General features: G+C 40.6%; 15 protein-coding genes and 1 pseudogene. 5 read left to right on the forward strand and 11 right to left on the reverse strand.

All coding sequences use genetic code 11. From position 1 onward, the window contains the following. A partial coding sequence (locus Q4533_RS16820) for a transposase (protein WP_303503430.1) occupies window positions 1-869 on the forward strand: 869 nt, incomplete at its 5' end. Window positions 870-1,116: 247 nt separating this feature from the next. On the opposite strand, the gene Q4533_RS16825 is transcribed toward Q4533_RS16820, so the two are convergent. From Q4533_RS16825 to Q4533_RS16835, 3 genes are all read right to left on the reverse strand, one after another. Continuing rightward, complete coding sequence (locus Q4533_RS16825; RefSeq protein ID WP_303503432.1) at window positions 1,117-1,404, reverse strand: hypothetical protein; 288 nt, start codon at window positions 1,402-1,404, stop codon at window positions 1,117-1,119. 210 nt (window positions 1,405-1,614) lie between these two features. Further along, entirely contained in the window at window positions 1,615-2,622 is a 1,008-nt protein-coding gene (locus Q4533_RS16830) for a kelch-like protein (protein WP_303412687.1), read from the reverse strand. A 2-nt stretch (window positions 2,623-2,624) separates the two neighbouring features. Continuing rightward, window positions 2,625-3,464 carry a hypothetical protein gene (locus Q4533_RS16835; RefSeq protein ID WP_303503436.1) on the reverse strand — a complete coding sequence of 280 codons (840 nt, stop codon included), beginning with the start codon at window positions 3,462-3,464 and terminating at the stop codon, window positions 2,625-2,627. 522 nt (window positions 3,465-3,986) lie between these two features. On the opposite strand from Q4533_RS16835, the gene Q4533_RS16840 reads away from it, so the two are divergent. Together Q4533_RS16840 and Q4533_RS16845 are read left to right on the forward strand one after the other, a co-directional pair. Next, complete coding sequence (locus Q4533_RS16840) at window positions 3,987-4,169, forward strand: hypothetical protein (protein ID WP_102439805.1); 183 nt, start codon at window positions 3,987-3,989, stop codon at window positions 4,167-4,169. A 61-nt stretch (window positions 4,170-4,230) separates the two neighbouring features. After that, window positions 4,231-6,090 carry an SLC13 family permease gene (locus Q4533_RS16845; RefSeq protein ID WP_303412682.1) on the forward strand — a complete coding sequence of 620 codons (1,860 nt, stop codon included), beginning with the start codon at window positions 4,231-4,233 and terminating at the stop codon, window positions 6,088-6,090. Between the two features lie 117 nt (window positions 6,091-6,207). Here the strand turns inward: Q4533_RS16845 and Q4533_RS16850 are convergent, their stop codons facing one another. Together Q4533_RS16850 and Q4533_RS16855 are read right to left on the reverse strand one after the other, a co-directional pair. Next, entirely contained in the window at window positions 6,208-6,873 is a 666-nt protein-coding gene (locus tag Q4533_RS16850) for an SDR family oxidoreductase (protein WP_102439803.1), read from the reverse strand. A 148-nt stretch (window positions 6,874-7,021) separates the two neighbouring features. Then, window positions 7,022-9,037: an FAD-dependent oxidoreductase gene (locus tag Q4533_RS16855; protein WP_303503438.1), complete on the reverse strand. Its 2,016-nt coding sequence runs from the start codon at window positions 9,035-9,037 to the stop codon at window positions 7,022-7,024. A 163-nt stretch (window positions 9,038-9,200) separates the two neighbouring features. Here Q4533_RS16855 and sppA point away from each other — a divergent pair, with 163 nt between their 5' ends. Both sppA and ansA read left to right on the forward strand, forming a co-directional pair. Further along, window positions 9,201-11,042: a signal peptide peptidase SppA gene (sppA, locus tag Q4533_RS16860; protein ID WP_102476845.1), complete on the forward strand. Its 1,842-nt coding sequence runs from the start codon at window positions 9,201-9,203 to the stop codon at window positions 11,040-11,042. Between the two features lie 162 nt (window positions 11,043-11,204). Continuing rightward, window positions 11,205-12,215 (forward strand): asparaginase, encoded by a 1,011-nt coding sequence (gene ansA, locus Q4533_RS16865; protein WP_102435808.1) that lies wholly within the window; start codon window positions 11,205-11,207, stop codon window positions 12,213-12,215. A 106-nt stretch (window positions 12,216-12,321) separates the two neighbouring features. Here the strand turns inward: ansA and Q4533_RS16870 are convergent, their stop codons facing one another. The 6 genes and pseudogenes from Q4533_RS16870 to Q4533_RS16895 form a co-directional block, all read right to left on the reverse strand. Continuing rightward, on the reverse strand, window positions 12,322-12,603 hold the full coding sequence (locus tag Q4533_RS16870) for a YeaC family protein (protein ID WP_102436222.1): 282 nt from the start codon (window positions 12,601-12,603) through the stop codon (window positions 12,322-12,324). After that, entirely contained in the window at window positions 12,600-12,917 is a 318-nt protein-coding gene (locus tag Q4533_RS16875; protein ID WP_076536453.1) for a zinc ribbon domain-containing protein, read from the reverse strand. Before Q4533_RS16875 ends, Q4533_RS16870 begins: the two co-directional genes overlap by 4 nt. 8 nt (window positions 12,918-12,925) lie before the next feature. After that, entirely contained in the window at window positions 12,926-14,056 is a 1,131-nt protein-coding gene (locus Q4533_RS16880) for a M14-type cytosolic carboxypeptidase (RefSeq protein ID WP_102436220.1), read from the reverse strand. 209 nt (window positions 14,057-14,265) lie between these two features. Continuing rightward, the gene (locus tag Q4533_RS16885) at window positions 14,266-15,030 is read right to left on the reverse strand and encodes a response regulator transcription factor (RefSeq protein WP_102519906.1); all 765 of its coding nucleotides are present in this window, start codon (window positions 15,028-15,030) and stop codon (window positions 14,266-14,268) included. Window positions 15,031-15,235: 205 nt separating this feature from the next. Then, a pseudogene (locus tag Q4533_RS16890) lies at window positions 15,236-15,565 on the reverse strand (DUF885 family protein); the annotation flags it as partial. A 53-nt stretch (window positions 15,566-15,618) separates the two neighbouring features. After that, on the reverse strand, window positions 15,619-15,966 hold the full coding sequence (locus tag Q4533_RS16895; RefSeq protein WP_102436214.1) for a hypothetical protein: 348 nt from the start codon (window positions 15,964-15,966) through the stop codon (window positions 15,619-15,621). Between the last annotated feature and the right edge of the window lie 20 nt (window positions 15,967-15,986).

Here is a 15,986-nt window from a genome sequence, read left to right on the forward strand (position 1 = left end):
AGCAAGCTAAACTCCTGCCCGTGGAGTATTACATGGTGACGTTTACCTTGCCTTATGAGTTGCGAGTAACGGCTAAATATCAATCCGAGTTGATGTATCAAGCCATGTTCTCGGTGGCCGCCAGCGTGCTAAAAGACTTTGCTAAAAACTCAAAGCAACTCGGTGGTGATATTGGATTTACGGGCGTGCTGCATACCCATAACCGAAGGCGTGACTACCATCCTCATATCCACTTCATCATTCCGGCAGGCAGCTTTAATAAGCACAAAAAACAGTGGAAAAAGAACAAGGGTAAATACCTGTTCAACGCCTTTAACCTGGCCAAAGTGTGGCGAGCAAGACTGCTGGCGCAACTGGCAAAACTGAGTCTAAAACTCCCTAGCTCAATACCCCAAAAGTGGGTGGTAGACTGCCAACATGTGGGTAAAGGACTGCCAGCGTTAAAGTACCTGTCGCGATACCTTTATCGCGGCGTGTTACCCGATAAAAATATCGTCAGTAATATCGACGGACAAATTAGTTTTGAGTATCAAAATAGCCAAACCAACACCACTGAAATACGTACATTACCTACTGTCGAATTTCTATGGTTGGTACTGCAACATGTACTGCCGAAAGGCTTACGGCGAGTCAGAGATTTTGGATTACTCAGAGGAGGTTCAGCCAGGCTGCGGCAACGAATACGCTTGATGCTAGCCGTTGCTGGCACCGTGTTTGCGCCGCTCGAAAACACCACTAAAACTCAAGCCATACGACCTTGCCCTTGTTGCCGACAACCGATGATATTTATGGGGGTGCATAGGAATAAGCATGCACGACTGACAAGCTTTCTTAGGCAAAAACCAACCACACCTAACGCCACTGTTTAAGCGGAAGGATTAAAAATTAACACTTAAGATGCGGAACAAGAAAAGTATCAGGAGGTGCTAAGACATTGATATTTTAAGTAAAGAAATTAGCTGACGATGCTAAGGGATCTATGCGGCTAGTAAAAAATGTAACTGCTCTGCACACATCGAAAAAGCGTAAGATCTTACGCCGATATTTACACTATAAAGGTATCACTCGGGCTTGTTCAACACTTGGGATAAGGACGCGGCTACGCGCGGCCTATCCTTATCTGTTAGGTTCTATAATTGCCAAACCCACAATTGTATCCTTGGTGCCTATTGTTTCGCCGTAAAAATAGGTGTAGAAATCACTACCTTCGTAAGCTGTCTTATGGGTGTTTTCAAAGTTAACAATACTAGATTGAATATGACTATTTGATTCATTATTTATAGCGTTAGTTTCATTCGAATCTGTATTTTTTACAAAGGCACACGACGTCAGAAAAGTTATAGATATCGAAATAATTAAGTAAAATCCCGATACTTTTGCCATTTTTGACAGATTATTTTTCATAGCTTGTTCCTTATCGTAAATAAATTGCCAACTTTAACTTAAGCACTTTCATAAAAAAGTACTCAGCCGGCTACCTATTTATCTGATCCAATAGCCCCTTCACCAACTTGTTAAATTTTCAGGTATTAATATAACCAGAGACACATATATTCTTATCTGTGATTCAGATTAACTTATCAATTTTAGGTATATTGCATTGTCATTATTAAGCTATTTATCATTATTAAAAATAGCATCGAGCTTAATACGTTCAACTGAATTTAATTCGGGTGATCCACCCTGCATACCAGAACCTGAGGCAATCCATAGGTAGCCATTTGCTTCGATAACACCACTCCCGTGTCTTCCTTGAATTAAAGAAGGCTTTTTAAGCCATTGTTTTGATTGGCTATCAAATAAGTGAACTTCTTCATGAGCTTTATTGGGATCGGCACTTTCTCCCCCGACTACTATCAATTTATTTTGATGAGCGAATATTGCAATGCCAGCTCGTGGGATTGGTAATTCGTTTCGCACTACTTGCCATTGATTAGTCTCGATATTAAATACATCAAGTTTGCCTTCAACTAACTCAAAGACTTGATTGTGCTTGCCTAGAGTTCTTCGTCCCCCTGCAACATAAATATGATTATTTATTAGCGCAGCTTGAGCATGGTCTCGCGCGTGTGGGGCATCATTTAGAATAGTCCAGGTATTGGTCATAAAGTCATAGCGATCAACCCAGTTAACATTGCCATCTAGGTGACCGTTAGTAATACCGCCAATAAGGTAAAGGGAATCGTTTTTAACAACAGCAACGGCACTACCTCTTAACCTTGCTGGTGGAATAGCAGGACCTTTTTCCCATTTGTTTTCATTGGGGTAAAAATAATAAATATTTTCAACTGGCGTCTCAGCGGGATAAGCTCCAGTTAACGCCCCTGCAATAACAATTTTGTTTTTCCATACACTTGGTTGAAAGTGATGTAGCTCTATGGGGGATTCTTGTAAAGGGCGCCACATTAACAAATTAGGGTCAAACTCATCAACGGCTTTTATTCCTCTGCCACCAATTAAATAACCCTTATCTTCAAATTTGATAAAGCCCGCTTCGTGGCGTGCAGAGAAAGAGTTCGACGTTGCTATTTGCTGCCAAGTGGTTGTGGCTGTTGCGTTAAGTACAACAAATAGTGAAACAAACAAGGCCACCAAAGAAAGGGGGGAATGGGTAATTTTCATGGCTATTTCTCTGAAAGCGTTTTGTTATACTTAGTAAAAAACGCCGCTACCGTTGGTGTGTCTTGAATATCTAATATATAAGTGACTTCAACTAAATCAGAAAAGTCAGTACCGCCAGCTGAAATCGCCTTGTTATCGTAGCGCCCATTAATACCATTATATTTTGTACATATTTCATTGGCCTGTTTCCAAACTTTTGCTGACAAAAGCTTGGTATCTTCAAGATTTTTACTTGAGTAGGATTGATTGTTAAATCCTGGGGTACCGTTTCCTTCTTTGTTACCGTCAGCAATTCTTATGTAAGTGGTGTTTTGCTTAACGTAATTTAATGCATCCACGCTAGTTTCTTGTTCATTCCAATCGGCGTGTTGCACTACGATTATTTGATCTTTGGAAAATGAGATATTGAATTCACTAAGTGCTACTAATATTTCTTGAGTAAAATCACTTTGCCCTGCCTCTACCATCCAAACATTGCCACCTAAAGATAATGTTTTGTTTATCTTTTTGATGCTTCTATAGATAGAGTTTTGTCTGTCGTTATGTGCATCTGTCCAGTTTTGCTTGAACACCATATCGAATAGGTTATTTGCCGGTACATAGGCGCCTGCTTGTATGCCGTAAGTGCCGCTAATAGCGTAGTAATTCAAGTTTTCATATTCCTTTGATTGCAGTAATAAATCGAATGCTGCAATGGTATGAACATCATCAACATCCGTTTTAAGATCAAAGTTTAAAAGTAGTAAGTCTTTGTCTATGTCGAACTTTTGTTCCGTGGCAGCGCCATTAAATGATAAAAATAGCGCCATGATGAACAAGAGAGATTGAGTTATGTATTTCATGTAGAGCCTCATGGTTATTTATTATGTTTAGACAAACATTAAGTTATTTTTTTCTATCAAAAGCATTGATTTTTCGACTGTTAGCGAACTTAAACAGCAGGTACAGCTAGAAAGAATAAAGTTATGCTAGCTGTTTTTTTAGTGAACAAATTGACTGTCAAAATATCAACCCATCAACAGTTATGGTTATACTGACCATTACCATAACGTCTTAACGATACGATGTTCAACAACTTTTTATTAACAACTTTATCACCCAAGATTTAACCATTGAAAAATCTACTCTTTATTGCCTTAAACTAATGTATTTAGACTGGAGTGTTATGCTTAATGCGGTCACCTAATTAGATGTGAATTTTCAAAGCTCTAGTGGTCAAAAAATATTGGCAAACCTCAGCAAGATTAGCAATCTATACATTGGTACCCCTCCTTTAAACATTAAATAATTAGCGACTTACTTAGCAGAACTACAATGTGTCACCTATGCTTTAGATAATCTGAATATAAATCTGTAGGTTGTACATGACTGTGAGAAAAAGCATCCCCAAGGTTGCCGATACTGTTTTAGTTGATGGTCATTACATAGTTGAGCAACGATCTTATGTTGAGCGCCGCAAAAACAAATCGGCTATCGTTCGTTATGACCGCAGAAAACAGCGAGACCCACGTTTACCGCAATTTAAATCTATTGACGAGGTGGTGTGACTTCAATAGCCGATAGGTCTAAATAATCATTTCAACAACCATCCTCTAAAGACCAAATACCATGTCACCAAATCAAATTATCATTGTCATAATCTTATTCGTTACTATGGCGCTTTTTTTATGGGGGCGCTGGCGTCATGACTTAGTCGCTATGTCTGCCTTGCTTGTTTGTGTATTCACAGGTCTAGTCCCAAGCAGTGAAGCTTTTACAAGTTTCAGTCACCCAGCAGTCATCACTGTGGCCGGTGTGCTGGTATTAGGCTATGGCCTGCAACGCTCCGGTGCTGTCGATATATTGGCAAAGTACTTATTACCAGCTCAAGCGGGACCAACCTTGAGTATACTGGCGCTGATCAGTTTGGCGGCCTTGCTATCAGGGTTTATGAATAATGTAGGCGCCCTTGCATTACTAATGCCTATTGCGATTCAAATGGCTGCTAAATATGACTTACCTGCAGGGAAAGTATTAATGCCACTGGCATTTGGTTCAATTTTAGGCGGGATGACAACTTTAATTGGTACGCCAACAAATATCGTCGTTTCTGGATTTCGTGAATCCAGCGGATTAGGTAGTTTTACCATGTTTGACTTTTCGCCAGTAGGTGTTTGTATTGCTCTGGCTGGAATCGTGTTTGTCGGTTTATTTGGCTGGCATATCGTACCCAGTCGCAAACAATCTTCATCTGGCAGTTTTGATACGGGTAATTACTTCTGTGAAGTTAATATTGTGGCTGGCAGTATTGCTGAAAAAATGAATCTGCGAGAAGTAGATAAATTGCTTGATGAGGCCGATGCTCAAATTATCAGCATGATCCGTCGCGAGGTACACCTCACGGCCCCAAATCCAAATAGAGTGCTACAAACTGGTGATATCCTGATCATAGAAGTCGAACCGGAATCTATCCCTAAAGCACTTTCTAGCCTAGGGCTAGAACTTGAACCAGAAAGCGCTATTACAGAAGAAGCGCAAACTGTAGCAGTGGTTGAAACTAAACTGCAAAAAAAAGGCGACGAATCAACACCAGAATCTGCTAAAGATGATGATAATGACACAAGTAAGCCTGCAGAAATTATCATGCAGGAGCTAGTCGTAATGCCAGGCACCACAATAGTTAATCGCTCAGTATCCGATATTGAATTACGTAACCGCTATGGTATCAATTTACTCGCCATTTCTCGCCAAGGCCACCGCTCAGTAAAACGTTTACGATCTACCCCGATAAAAGCCGGTGACGTATTATTACTTCAAGGTGATCCTGAATCTGTATCAGGTTTTGCATCTCAGTACGGCTGCTTACCTTTGGCGGCGCGTGATATTCGCGTCCCCAAAAAAGGACATGCACTAACTGCGTCACTGATCATGATAATTACCCTCATTACTGTAGCGTTCGGAATACTGCCAGCAGCGGTAGCATTTGTAGCAGGCGCCCTTGCCTTTACTTTATTTGGCTTAGTACCAATCCGCTCTATTTATACTTCAATCGACTGGCCTGTGATTGTTTTACTTGCGGCTTTACTGCCTGTTGCTAATGCTATGTACACAACTGGCACCGCAGATTTAATTGCCCAGTTTTTACTGGATAATATTGCCCAGAGCCATGCCATTGGCGCATTATTATTGGTGTTAATTGTGACCATGTTTTTATCTGATTTGATGAATAATGTCGCCACTGCAGCAGTCATGTGCCCGATCGGGATCAGTACTGCAGCCCAACTAGGGGTTAACCCTGATACATTCTTAATGGCCATAGCGATTGGGGCATCATGCGCGTTTTTAACGCCAATAGGTCATCAAAACAATACCCTGATCCTCGGTCCTGGTGGGTTTCGCTTTGGGGATTATTGGCGACTGGGTTTATTACTTGAACTTATTGTGGTGTCAGTGAGCATACCTATGCTGCTATGGGTGTGGCCATTTTAATCAACATTGCTGAATTTCTAATAGCTTCCACATAATGCATTCACAAGCTATATTTTATATCGCTTGTGATCAGCAATGGGCTTTATAATAATCAGTTTTGACGTTTTGCCTTTAATCTTACCAAGGCAACACTTGACCGTTTGAATGTTTAAATACGCCAGTTTGACTCATATCAAGTTGCGTTATTAAACCTACAATACGCGCAGCTGATTCAGTTGCTGATATATCACCGCCATGATTTACCATATCTGTTTGTACATAACCTGGGTGATATATACCGACCGCAACCTCTTTTGATGCTAAGTCATGACTTAACGACATTGATGCAGCATTTAAAGCAGCCTTTGACATACGGTAACCATAACGACCACCTGAGGTATTATCTTCGATAGAGCCCATTCTTGAGGTTATCATCGCAACTTTACCACCAACATTTAGTTGTGATTGTAGCGCAGCAACAATACGCAACGGAGCCAGTGCGTTTACTTCAAACTGCTGGCGAATCGTATCTATGTTCAGATGAGCTAACTGCTCATCACGTAAAATACCCGCATTGCACACCAGTACGTCAATTAACACACCAGCAAGTGAGGTTTTCATATTATGAATCCCCTCATCGGTAGCCACATCAATTTGAGTTATCACGTTAATACCCAAATCGTCGAGCTCATCAGAAGTATGACGGCATAATCCAAACACTTTATAACCTTGCTGCTTGAATAGTTTTGCTAGTGCTAAACCAATACCGCGGTTTGCACCCGTAATAACAACGTTTTTTGACATAGGATAATCCTTAAACACTGAGCTCTGCATTGAAACAAACCTCAATAAGTAAACTTAGTAATTATATTTAATACAAATAGTGAATATTATCAGTAAACAAAAAAACCTAGCAAATTGCTAGGTTTTTTAATTAATACTCACCTTAAGCTTAAATCGCCATGGCCAGCTCAGCGCCTTGTCTAATAGCGCGTTTAGCATCTAATTCAGCGGCAACATCAACACCACCAATAAGGTGAACTGGTAACCCTGACGCTTTCATCTCATCGACTAATGTGCGGTTAGACTCTTGCCCTGCACATAAGACTACATTATCAACCGCAAGAATTTCTGACTGCTCACCGACTTTAATATGTAACCCTTGTTGGTCAAACTTTTCATAGCTAACACCGGTTTTCATATTCACTTGATGCTGCTTTAAAACACTACGATGGATCCAGCCGGTTGTTTTACCTAAACCTTTACCCATTTTAGTGGTTTTACGTTGCAGTAAATACACATCGCGACTTGGGTTATGCTCTGATTCGTCAGTTAAACCGCCAGCATGTTGATAGCTTTTATCAATACCCCATTGCTTTAACCACTTTTCAGGCTGTAATGTTGATGATTCCTTCTCGCACAGGAAATGCGCCATATCAAAACCAATACCGCCAGCACCGATTAACGCAACTTTATCACCAATCTCTACTTCACCTTTTAGCACTTGCTGATAATCAACCACTTTAGGATCATCAAATCCCGGTAAGGATAACGCCCGTGGGACAACCCCAGAGGCAATAATCACTTCATCAAACTTTTCAGTGGCTAATACTGCTGCATCTAAACGGGTGTTTAATCGTAATTCGACATTATGCAGCTTCATTTGATTTTTGAAATAACGAATGGTTTCGTGAAACTCTTCTTTACCTGGAATTTTACGCGCTAAGTTAAATTGGCCGCCCACTTCGTCTTTAGCTTCAAACAATACTACTTCATGGCCACGTGAAGCGGCATATACAGAAAACGCCATTCCAGCAGGGCCTGCGCCCATAACCGCAAGACGTTTTTTACCTGTGGTTGGGGTAAAATTAATCTCAGTTTCATAACATGCACGTGGATTAACTAAACAGGTAGCACGTTTCATTGAGAAGGTATGATCTAAACACGCTTGGTTACAACCAATACAGGTATTGATTAATTCACTTTGATCAGCTGCCGCTTTATTAACAAAATCAGCATCGGCTAAGAAAGGCCGCGCCATTGATACCATGTCAGCCTGACCCGATGCGATAATTGATTCACCAATTTCAGGGGTATTAATACGGTTAGTCGCAATTAATGGCACATTAACTTCTGATTTGAGTTTTTCAGTCACCCATGCAAAAGCGCCGCGCGGCACACTGGTGGCAATGGTAGGTACACGTGCTTCATGCCAACCGATGCCGGTATTGATGATGCTCACACCAGCACTTTCTAGCCATTTAGCCAGTTGCACTACTTCATCCCAGCTTGAGCCATTGTCGACTAAATCAAGCATAGAAAGCCTGAATATTATGATAAAATCGCTACCGACTTTGGCACGAATAGCATTAACAATTTCAACGGGGAATTTAGCACGCTGAGTAAAGTCACCGCCCCACTCGTCGGTACGTTTATTGGTACGCGAACTGATAAACTGATTAATTAAATAGCCTTCTGAGCCCATTACTTCAACACCGTCATAGCCCGCTTTTTTTGCAAGCGCAGCGCTAGATGCATAATCTTTAATGGTATTACGCACTTGTCTTGATGACATTGCTGACGGCGTAAAAGGGGTAATAGGTGATTTTATTTTGCTTGGCGCTAATGAAAATGGATGGTAGCTATAACGGCCTGCATGTAGAATTTGCATACAGATTTTGCCATCCGCTTCATGGACTGCATCGGTAACAATTTTATGTTTGCTTACTTGCCAAGGAAAACTTAATTGGCATGCATGAGGCGCTAGCCGACCTCTGAAATTTGGCGCTATGCCACCGGTGACAATTAAGCCACAGCCACCTGCTGCACGTTCTTTATAAAATGCAGCTAGTTTCTCAAATCCGCCCTTTTCTTCTTCTAGACCCGTATGCATTGAACCCATCAATACACGGTTTTTTAACTTGGTGAAGCCTAGATCTAAGGGGTCTAATAAATGTGGAAACGACATTCAAACATCCTTTTTAAACAAGTGATTTAAACTAGCATACAACGACATAATCATAAGCTCAATCATTTAGCGTAGCTATTGTTAAAAACCGTTACAATTCAATTTCCCAAAATCACTCAAGATCAGTTAGCATTACACTATTAGAATGTTACAGGAGTGGCTAATGTCCGCTAAACCCTCATTAATTAAGAGATTCTTTGGATTTATTTGGAAAACCATCAACGGTATTCGTAAATTAATCCTCAATATCATTTTCTTCGGCATCATTGCCATGATCATTATGGCTATGACATCTGAAGAAGAAATCACCATTGAAGATCAATCTGCCTTAGTCTTAAACCTATCTGGCAGCATTGTGGATCAAAAACGTCATGTTGACCCGATTGAAGCGATATTTAAACAAAGTAACACTGATGATCCGGAAGCAGAAATACTTTTAGCCGACATTCTTTACGTCATTGAAAATGCCACTCATGACAAACGTATTAATAGCATCGTATTGAAAATGGGCAATTTACGTAGTGGTGGGATCAGTAAAATGACCGCCATTGGTGATGCCTTAAACAAGTTTAAAGAAGCGGGTAAAACCGTGGTTGCTGTTGGCAATTCATACGAGCAAAATCAATACTTCCTGGCAAGTTATGCGAATACCATTTATCTCAACCATAAAGGTGGCGTGTCACTTGAAGGCCTTAGCAGCTACCGTATGTTCTTTAAAACCGCACTTGAGAAAATGAACATCAGCACCCATGTATTTAGAGTCGGCACTTTCAAATCAGCGGTCGAACCCTTTATCCGTGATGATATGTCAGCGCCGGCAAAAGAAGCCAGCAACGCCCTGCTTACTGACTTATGGCAAAACTTTGAAACAACCATTGCCACTAACCGTCAAATTGCGACCGAGAATATCGTATTAAACCCACAAACCTACCTAGCGGAACTTGATAGTGTTAACGGTGACTCAGCTCAATTAGCGATAAAAATGAATTGGGTTGATGAATTAGTCTCAGATGAGTCATTTAGACTCGCCATGCTTAAAACCGTAGGTCAAGAAGCCAATGGCGACTCATACAAGCAAATCTCTTTTTCTAAATATTTTAATTTAGTACAGCCAATTCCTTCACTGATAGAACAAGAATCTGTCGGCATTGTGGTCGCCAAAGGTAATATCCTCAATGGCAAACAACAAGCGGGACAAATTGGTGGCGAGAGCACTTCAGCACTATTAAAGAAAGCTCGCTTTGATAACAAAGTTAAAGCAGTCGTGCTACGTGTCGACACCCCAGGTGGGAGTGCATTTGCTTCTGAAAAAATTAGACAAGAAGTCATTGCCCTTAAACAGGCTGGTAAACCCGTAGTGGTCAGTATGGGTAGCCTAGCGGCATCTGGCGGTTATTGGATTTCAGCAAGTGCTGATTACATTTATGCCACTCCAACTACCCTCACTGGTTCTATCGGGATCTTTGGCATGTTTGCCACCTTTGAAAAAGTCTTGTCCAATTGGGGCATTAACTCAGATGGTGTGTCGACCTCGCAATGGGCTGGTATTTCGGCGACCCGTGAGTTAGACCCAAATATTTCTGCTGTCATACAACGCCATATTGAACACGGCTATCATGAATTTATCTCGTTAGTTGCCACTGAACGAAACATGTCGTTAGAACAAGTAGACCGCATTGCCCAAGGCCGTGTTTGGTCTGGCACCCGCGCCGTTGAACTGGGGTTGGTTGACGAACTTGGCGATATGGATAGCGCCATTGCTAAAGCGGCTGAAATGGCTGAAATGGTAAAGTTTGATACTAAAGTCATCGAGCAAGAGCTCACAACCGAGCAAATCTTCATGCAAAAAATGCTCGCATCTGCTGCAACATATTTACCTGTAGCAACCACACAGTCACCTATGGTTGAACAATTTATGGGTCAATGGCGCACTGTTGTTGAACAAATGACTCAGTTTGATGATCCCAATGGCCTATACATGTATTGCGAACTCTGCGATTACTAAGCTATTGTGATTGTTTAATCTTGTTAGGCATGAAGTCAGAATAAGATCAAATTTAATTATCTTCAAAAAAGCCCGTTATTCGGGCTTTTTTATTGGGTTTTATTCAGCTCAAGCCGTATAATTTGCAGATTATATAATTTAAGTGGTTGAGAATTCATTACAATGACAAAACGCTCCATATACGTTGCCTATACTGGCGGTACGATTGGTATGCGCAAAACCGATGATGGCTTTGCACCTGTGGCAGGATTTTTAACTGATTGTGTAAAGTCCATGCCAGAGTTTTACCATGAAGAAATGCCAACCTTTGTCATTAATGAATATTCACCATTGATTGATTCTTCAAACATGGCACCACCTGATTGGCAGCGCATCGCCAATGACATCAAAGCCAATTACCATAACTACGACGGCTTTGTGATCTTGCATGGCACTGACACCATGGCATACACGGCTTCTGCCTTGTCATTCATGTTACAAGGGCTATCCAAGCCTGTTATCGTAACCGGTTCGCAAATCCCATTAGCTCAGCTGCGCTCAGATGGGCAAACTAACCTGCTTAATTCACTGTATATTGCGGCGAATTATCCCGTCGCTGAAGTGTGTTTATTCTTTAATAATAAGTTGTTTAGGGGCAACCGCTCAACCAAAGCCCATGCTGATGGTTTTGATGCTTTCGCGTCACCTAACTTTCCTATATTGTTAGAAGCTGGGATCAAAATTAATTTACGTGCAGGTAAGATCACCGAGCCCACCACTAAGCCCTTAGAGGTGATTAACATCAGCCCGCAACCTGTAGGCGTGATCACCTTATACCCAGGTATTTCAACTGAGATTTTTAACAACATCTTAATGCAGCCAGTAAAAGCACTTATCTTACTGACCTTTGGTGTTGGGAATGCGCCTCAAGATAAAGCCTTATTAGATACCCTTAAACAAGCTGATGAACGTGGCATTGTAATTGTTAATCTAACCCAGTGTTTTCAAGGAAAGGTGAACATGGGGGGTTATGCGACGGGTAATGCATTAGCCAAAGCTGGAGTGATTAGCGGCTCAGATATGACCATTGAAGCAGCATTGGCTAAATTACATTATTTACTATCAAAAAATTTAACTTCAAATGAAGTAAAAATCGCAATGCAGCAAAACTTACTGGGTGAGCTAACTGAATAAATTTCTGAAAATAAATAGGTAATGTACTTTAGACAAAAAAAAGCCGCATCTTTGATGCGGCTTTTTTTTGCTGAAATAAATTCACTAGAGATAACTAAAAATCAGTTTATAGTTCTGGCTCTTTAAATTCTGCGATAGCTTCACCGCGAAATTGTTTTTTTAACTGTGATTTAGACAGCTCGTTTATCTCGCCACCAGCAGCAATTGTAAAGTGATCAGTTTGAGTTAACTTACGCGCTTGATACAACATCACTACCTGTAACGTTGACTCTTTTTGCTCGCTAGATAGCACTGTGCCATCTTCCCATTTACCCGTTTCTGCCGCTGCGCGTAAACGTTGATAAACCTCATCAGGCATTTCATCTATGACTTTATTAATATCATTCATACACTTTTCCGCTTATGGATTAGACTTCTGACTCGAGTAATAATGTAGCCAACAAAGCCAAAAGCAAAACAACTACCTGCAATATATGCATCCGTTCCAGTGGCAACTTCGCCGCCCCAAAAACCATATACTGCACCTGCGATAAATAGCGTTAGAAACAACATCATTTGATTCATTAATTTATTAGACTTCTGAATGTGTGAAATTGTTCTTTTTGAATCACTATCGCCATCAGCAGAAGCCTTACAGTATTGGCACTGTTTTGCTTTGCTCGAAATTCGCTTTTGACACACAGGACATTCGATTAACGCCATAAAACTGCCTATTCTGTTAAATTATCAACCACAGCCAACATCGCAACTAGTGATGCTTCACCTAAATATTCACAGCGCGCCGGTGACCACCCAACCACAGGATCGGCTAAGTTGTCATTGTCTTTAAATGGCATTTCTAAGGTATTCGCTAGACATTTGAATGTGTTGCCGACCCAGTTAGAACCAACGGTTAAGTTCGCTTTTCCTGGCTCATCTTTGTCATAACCATATTTAGTTTGGAAATCAGCACTTGCCATACTTAACGCTGCAAGGAACTGTTCTTGTAACTTGGCCATATGTGGAGTGTAATTTGGTGCGCCTTCACAGCCAGCAACAAACACGTAAGGTAAGCCTTCATCACCATGAACATCATAGAATAAATCTACACCAGTCTCTTTCATCTTATTGGTAACATAATAAACCTCAGGGCTTCGCTCTAAACTAGGCGACTCCCACTCACGATTTAAGTTAGTTCCAACAGCATTCGTACGTAAATGGCCTCTGACGCTTCCGTCAGGATTCATGTTTGGCACGATATAGAAATTAGCTTTATCCAATAGCAGTTTCGAGGTTGGACAATCACTGTCTAATAATTGGTTTAGCAGGCCTTCAATTAACCATTCAGCCATGGTTTCACCAGGGTGCTGCCTTGCGGTAATCCAAATATTTTTCTTTGAAGGATCGTTATCACCAATAGTTAGCAGGCTCATATCACGACCATCAAGGGTTAAACCTAAATTTTCTAGTTTAACTGATGGGTGAAGTTGTACTGAGCTAATCAGATCTAAGTGACGTTCGTAACTGTAAGGCGCAAAGTAAGCAATTTGAATGGCATCGCAATCTAAATCAACTTGGATTGATAATTTACCATCTTGATATGTTGTCGGTAAGCGGAACCAATGCTGGCGATCGTAACTAGCAACGGCTTGATAATTTTCCCAACCTTTCGGGTAAGAGGCACTGCCTGCGTTAACGATATTCAATGTGTAAGTTTGACCAATTTGACCTTCCATACGGAAGTTAAACCATTGGTAAAACTCTCCACCTTCATCAGGTCTAATGGCGAGTTGAATGTCATCGTGCTTGTCTAAACTAATGGTCTCAATGTTGCCGCCATCAAAATTCGCGCTAATACGCATAGGACTTCCTTTATGTAAGGTTATAATCGACGTTATCCCTGCATCTTATCAAAAGCCGTTACGCAATAAAATCAAATCCACAGCATCTGCTCTACATCTATTCAATATGGTGACTTAATTTTCTGCTGATGAGGGTTATTAATACCAATACAATAAAAAGCCCCTGTAAGATCACATTAGCTAGGTGTTAACGGATACGTTAAATGAGATTAGCTAAATAATGGACTAAAGCAATAGCCCTTACCTCTAACCGTATTGATGAGTTCTCTTGGTAGACTTTCTTTGGCCATTTTTCTACGGGTATTACTGATGTGCATATCAAGGTTACGGTCAAACTCGCCTAACTCTTTATGCAACACGCGCATTTGCAATTCTGATTTAGTGACGATTTCTCCTTTACGCTGAAACAAATATTTGAACAAACGATACTCTGTTTGAGTAAGATTTAATTGCTGACCATTAAATGTTACCGCGTTAATATCATCATCGAACTCCACATTGGCGCTTTGTTCAATATGTTGTTTTTCGGTAGTTTGCTCTATTTGCCCACTGGTTAACTGTGATTCGATAACAGCAAAATCAATATTGGCAATATGAGTCATTGAATCGTGAGTTTGCTTTGTTGTGCGTCGATTAAGCACATTCACACGCAGTAAAAGCTCTTTCACATTAATAGGCTCAGGTAAATAATCATCAGCGCCCAGTTCAAATGCAGCAATACGTTCATCGACACTGGCATTGTTGGTAATAACAATCACGGGTGTTTGACAATGCTTACCCATGAGTAACCAAAAAGCATCCATTTGTGTTACTGAAGAGTCCAGTAAAATCACTTCAAACTGATTACTTTCCATTGCAACTAAGGCATTAAAGCCGTTATCAACAATGGTAATAACATAGCCTAAAAGTTGTAATTGCTGACATAAGGGCAAGCTTTTTTTTAGCTGCTGGTCAATGAGGAGGATCTTTTTCATGACGACTTAATCTAAATGGTAACTATTACCATTTAGATTAGCACTGTCATGATCAAAATACTATATGTGGAGTGTAAAGCTTCTGCACGGTTGTTGAACCTAGCTCACAAAAATGAAAAAGACCTGATTATTCAGGCCTTTTTTAGGTATTACTAATGCAGATTTGCTTAATGAAGTAACTTACATTGATGGCTTATTGCCATAATTAGTTAACCATTAATTGCTTAATATATTTTACTGGTGCACTGCCATAACTTAAAAATTGTTCATGGAAGCTCTTTAAATCGAAGTCTTCACCCTGTGTTTGTTTTAGTTCTTCACGTAAATCATAAATTTCACGATAGCCAGAGTAGTAACTGGTTAGTTGCACTTGGCTTAATGTTGCCCTGCGCCACTTTCCTTCTGCTTCAGCTTGCTGCTGGAACGCCTCGTTAGTCATTAACTCAATGGCTTGTTCTTCTGTCATGCCGTTAACGCTGCGTTAAGGGGTGAGTGCCGCCTAAACCAACTTTCCGCAGACCAATTTCACCACAAAAATCACCGCATACAAAAAATGCCACGCGGCAAGAATCCCTCTTAAACGCTTTGCTATGCGCATCTTCCACGATTGATTTCCGCTATCGCAGAGCGCAGATTATTTACTTTGAACTCTGTAAGTAACACGGTGATGAAAGAGAACATTGCTATTGAAATAAGTGCAGCGTTTGTAAATTTTAAATCATTGTCCGCTAAAACACCGAATAGGCCAAAAAATAGTAAAATAAAAGCCATTATCGCTTGAATCGAGTCATTCGTTTTCACCTTGTATTCATCGGCGGCAATATCTTTCACTATTGAAACTGGATTGGACAGCCCGTCAAGTGTAACCAAAACTTTTCCTTTTCTGACTTTGGCTTTAAAACCGATATCTTGTAATGAGTTTACTAAATCATCCATAATAATTACCTATCATTTCT

This window comes from Shewanella sp. 6_MG-2023, from assembly GCF_030547195.1.
GTDB lineage: Bacteria > Pseudomonadota > Gammaproteobacteria > Enterobacterales > Shewanellaceae > Shewanella.

What these genes read in the sequence shown, in the direction of transcription:
- Q4533_RS16870 (WP_102436222.1), bottom strand. Translation starts at nt 12,603, where the DNA reads ATGAATGATATTAATAAAGTCATAGATGAAATGCCTGATGAGGTTTAT.
- Q4533_RS16840 (WP_102439805.1), top strand. Translation starts at nt 3,987, where the DNA reads ATGACTGTGAGAAAAAGCATCCCCAAGGTTGCCGATACTGTTTTAGTT.
- Q4533_RS16830 (WP_303412687.1), bottom strand. Translation starts at nt 2,622, where the DNA reads ATGAAAATTACCCATTCCCCCCTTTCTTTGGTGGCCTTGTTTGTTTCA.
- Q4533_RS16895 (WP_102436214.1), bottom strand. Translation starts at nt 15,966, where the DNA reads ATGGATGATTTAGTAAACTCATTACAAGATATCGGTTTTAAAGCCAAA.
- Q4533_RS16835 (WP_303503436.1), bottom strand. Translation starts at nt 3,464, where the DNA reads ATGAAATACATAACTCAATCTCTCTTGTTCATCATGGCGCTATTTTTA.
- Q4533_RS16850 (WP_102439803.1), bottom strand. Translation starts at nt 6,873, where the DNA reads ATGTCAAAAAACGTTGTTATTACGGGTGCAAACCGCGGTATTGGTTTA.
- Q4533_RS16825 (WP_303503432.1), bottom strand. Translation starts at nt 1,404, where the DNA reads ATGAAAAATAATCTGTCAAAAATGGCAAAAGTATCGGGATTTTACTTA.
- ansA (WP_102435808.1), top strand. Translation starts at nt 11,205, where the DNA reads ATGACAAAACGCTCCATATACGTTGCCTATACTGGCGGTACGATTGGT.
- Q4533_RS16885 (WP_102519906.1), bottom strand. Translation starts at nt 15,030, where the DNA reads ATGAAAAAGATCCTCCTCATTGACCAGCAGCTAAAAAAAAGCTTGCCC.
- sppA (WP_102476845.1), top strand. Translation starts at nt 9,201, where the DNA reads ATGTCCGCTAAACCCTCATTAATTAAGAGATTCTTTGGATTTATTTGG.
- Q4533_RS16875 (WP_076536453.1), bottom strand. Translation starts at nt 12,917, where the DNA reads ATGGCGTTAATCGAATGTCCTGTGTGTCAAAAGCGAATTTCGAGCAAA.
- Q4533_RS16880 (WP_102436220.1), bottom strand. Translation starts at nt 14,056, where the DNA reads ATGCGTATTAGCGCGAATTTTGATGGCGGCAACATTGAGACCATTAGT.
- Q4533_RS16855 (WP_303503438.1), bottom strand. Translation starts at nt 9,037, where the DNA reads ATGTCGTTTCCACATTTATTAGACCCCTTAGATCTAGGCTTCACCAAG.
- Q4533_RS16845 (WP_303412682.1), top strand. Translation starts at nt 4,231, where the DNA reads ATGTCACCAAATCAAATTATCATTGTCATAATCTTATTCGTTACTATG.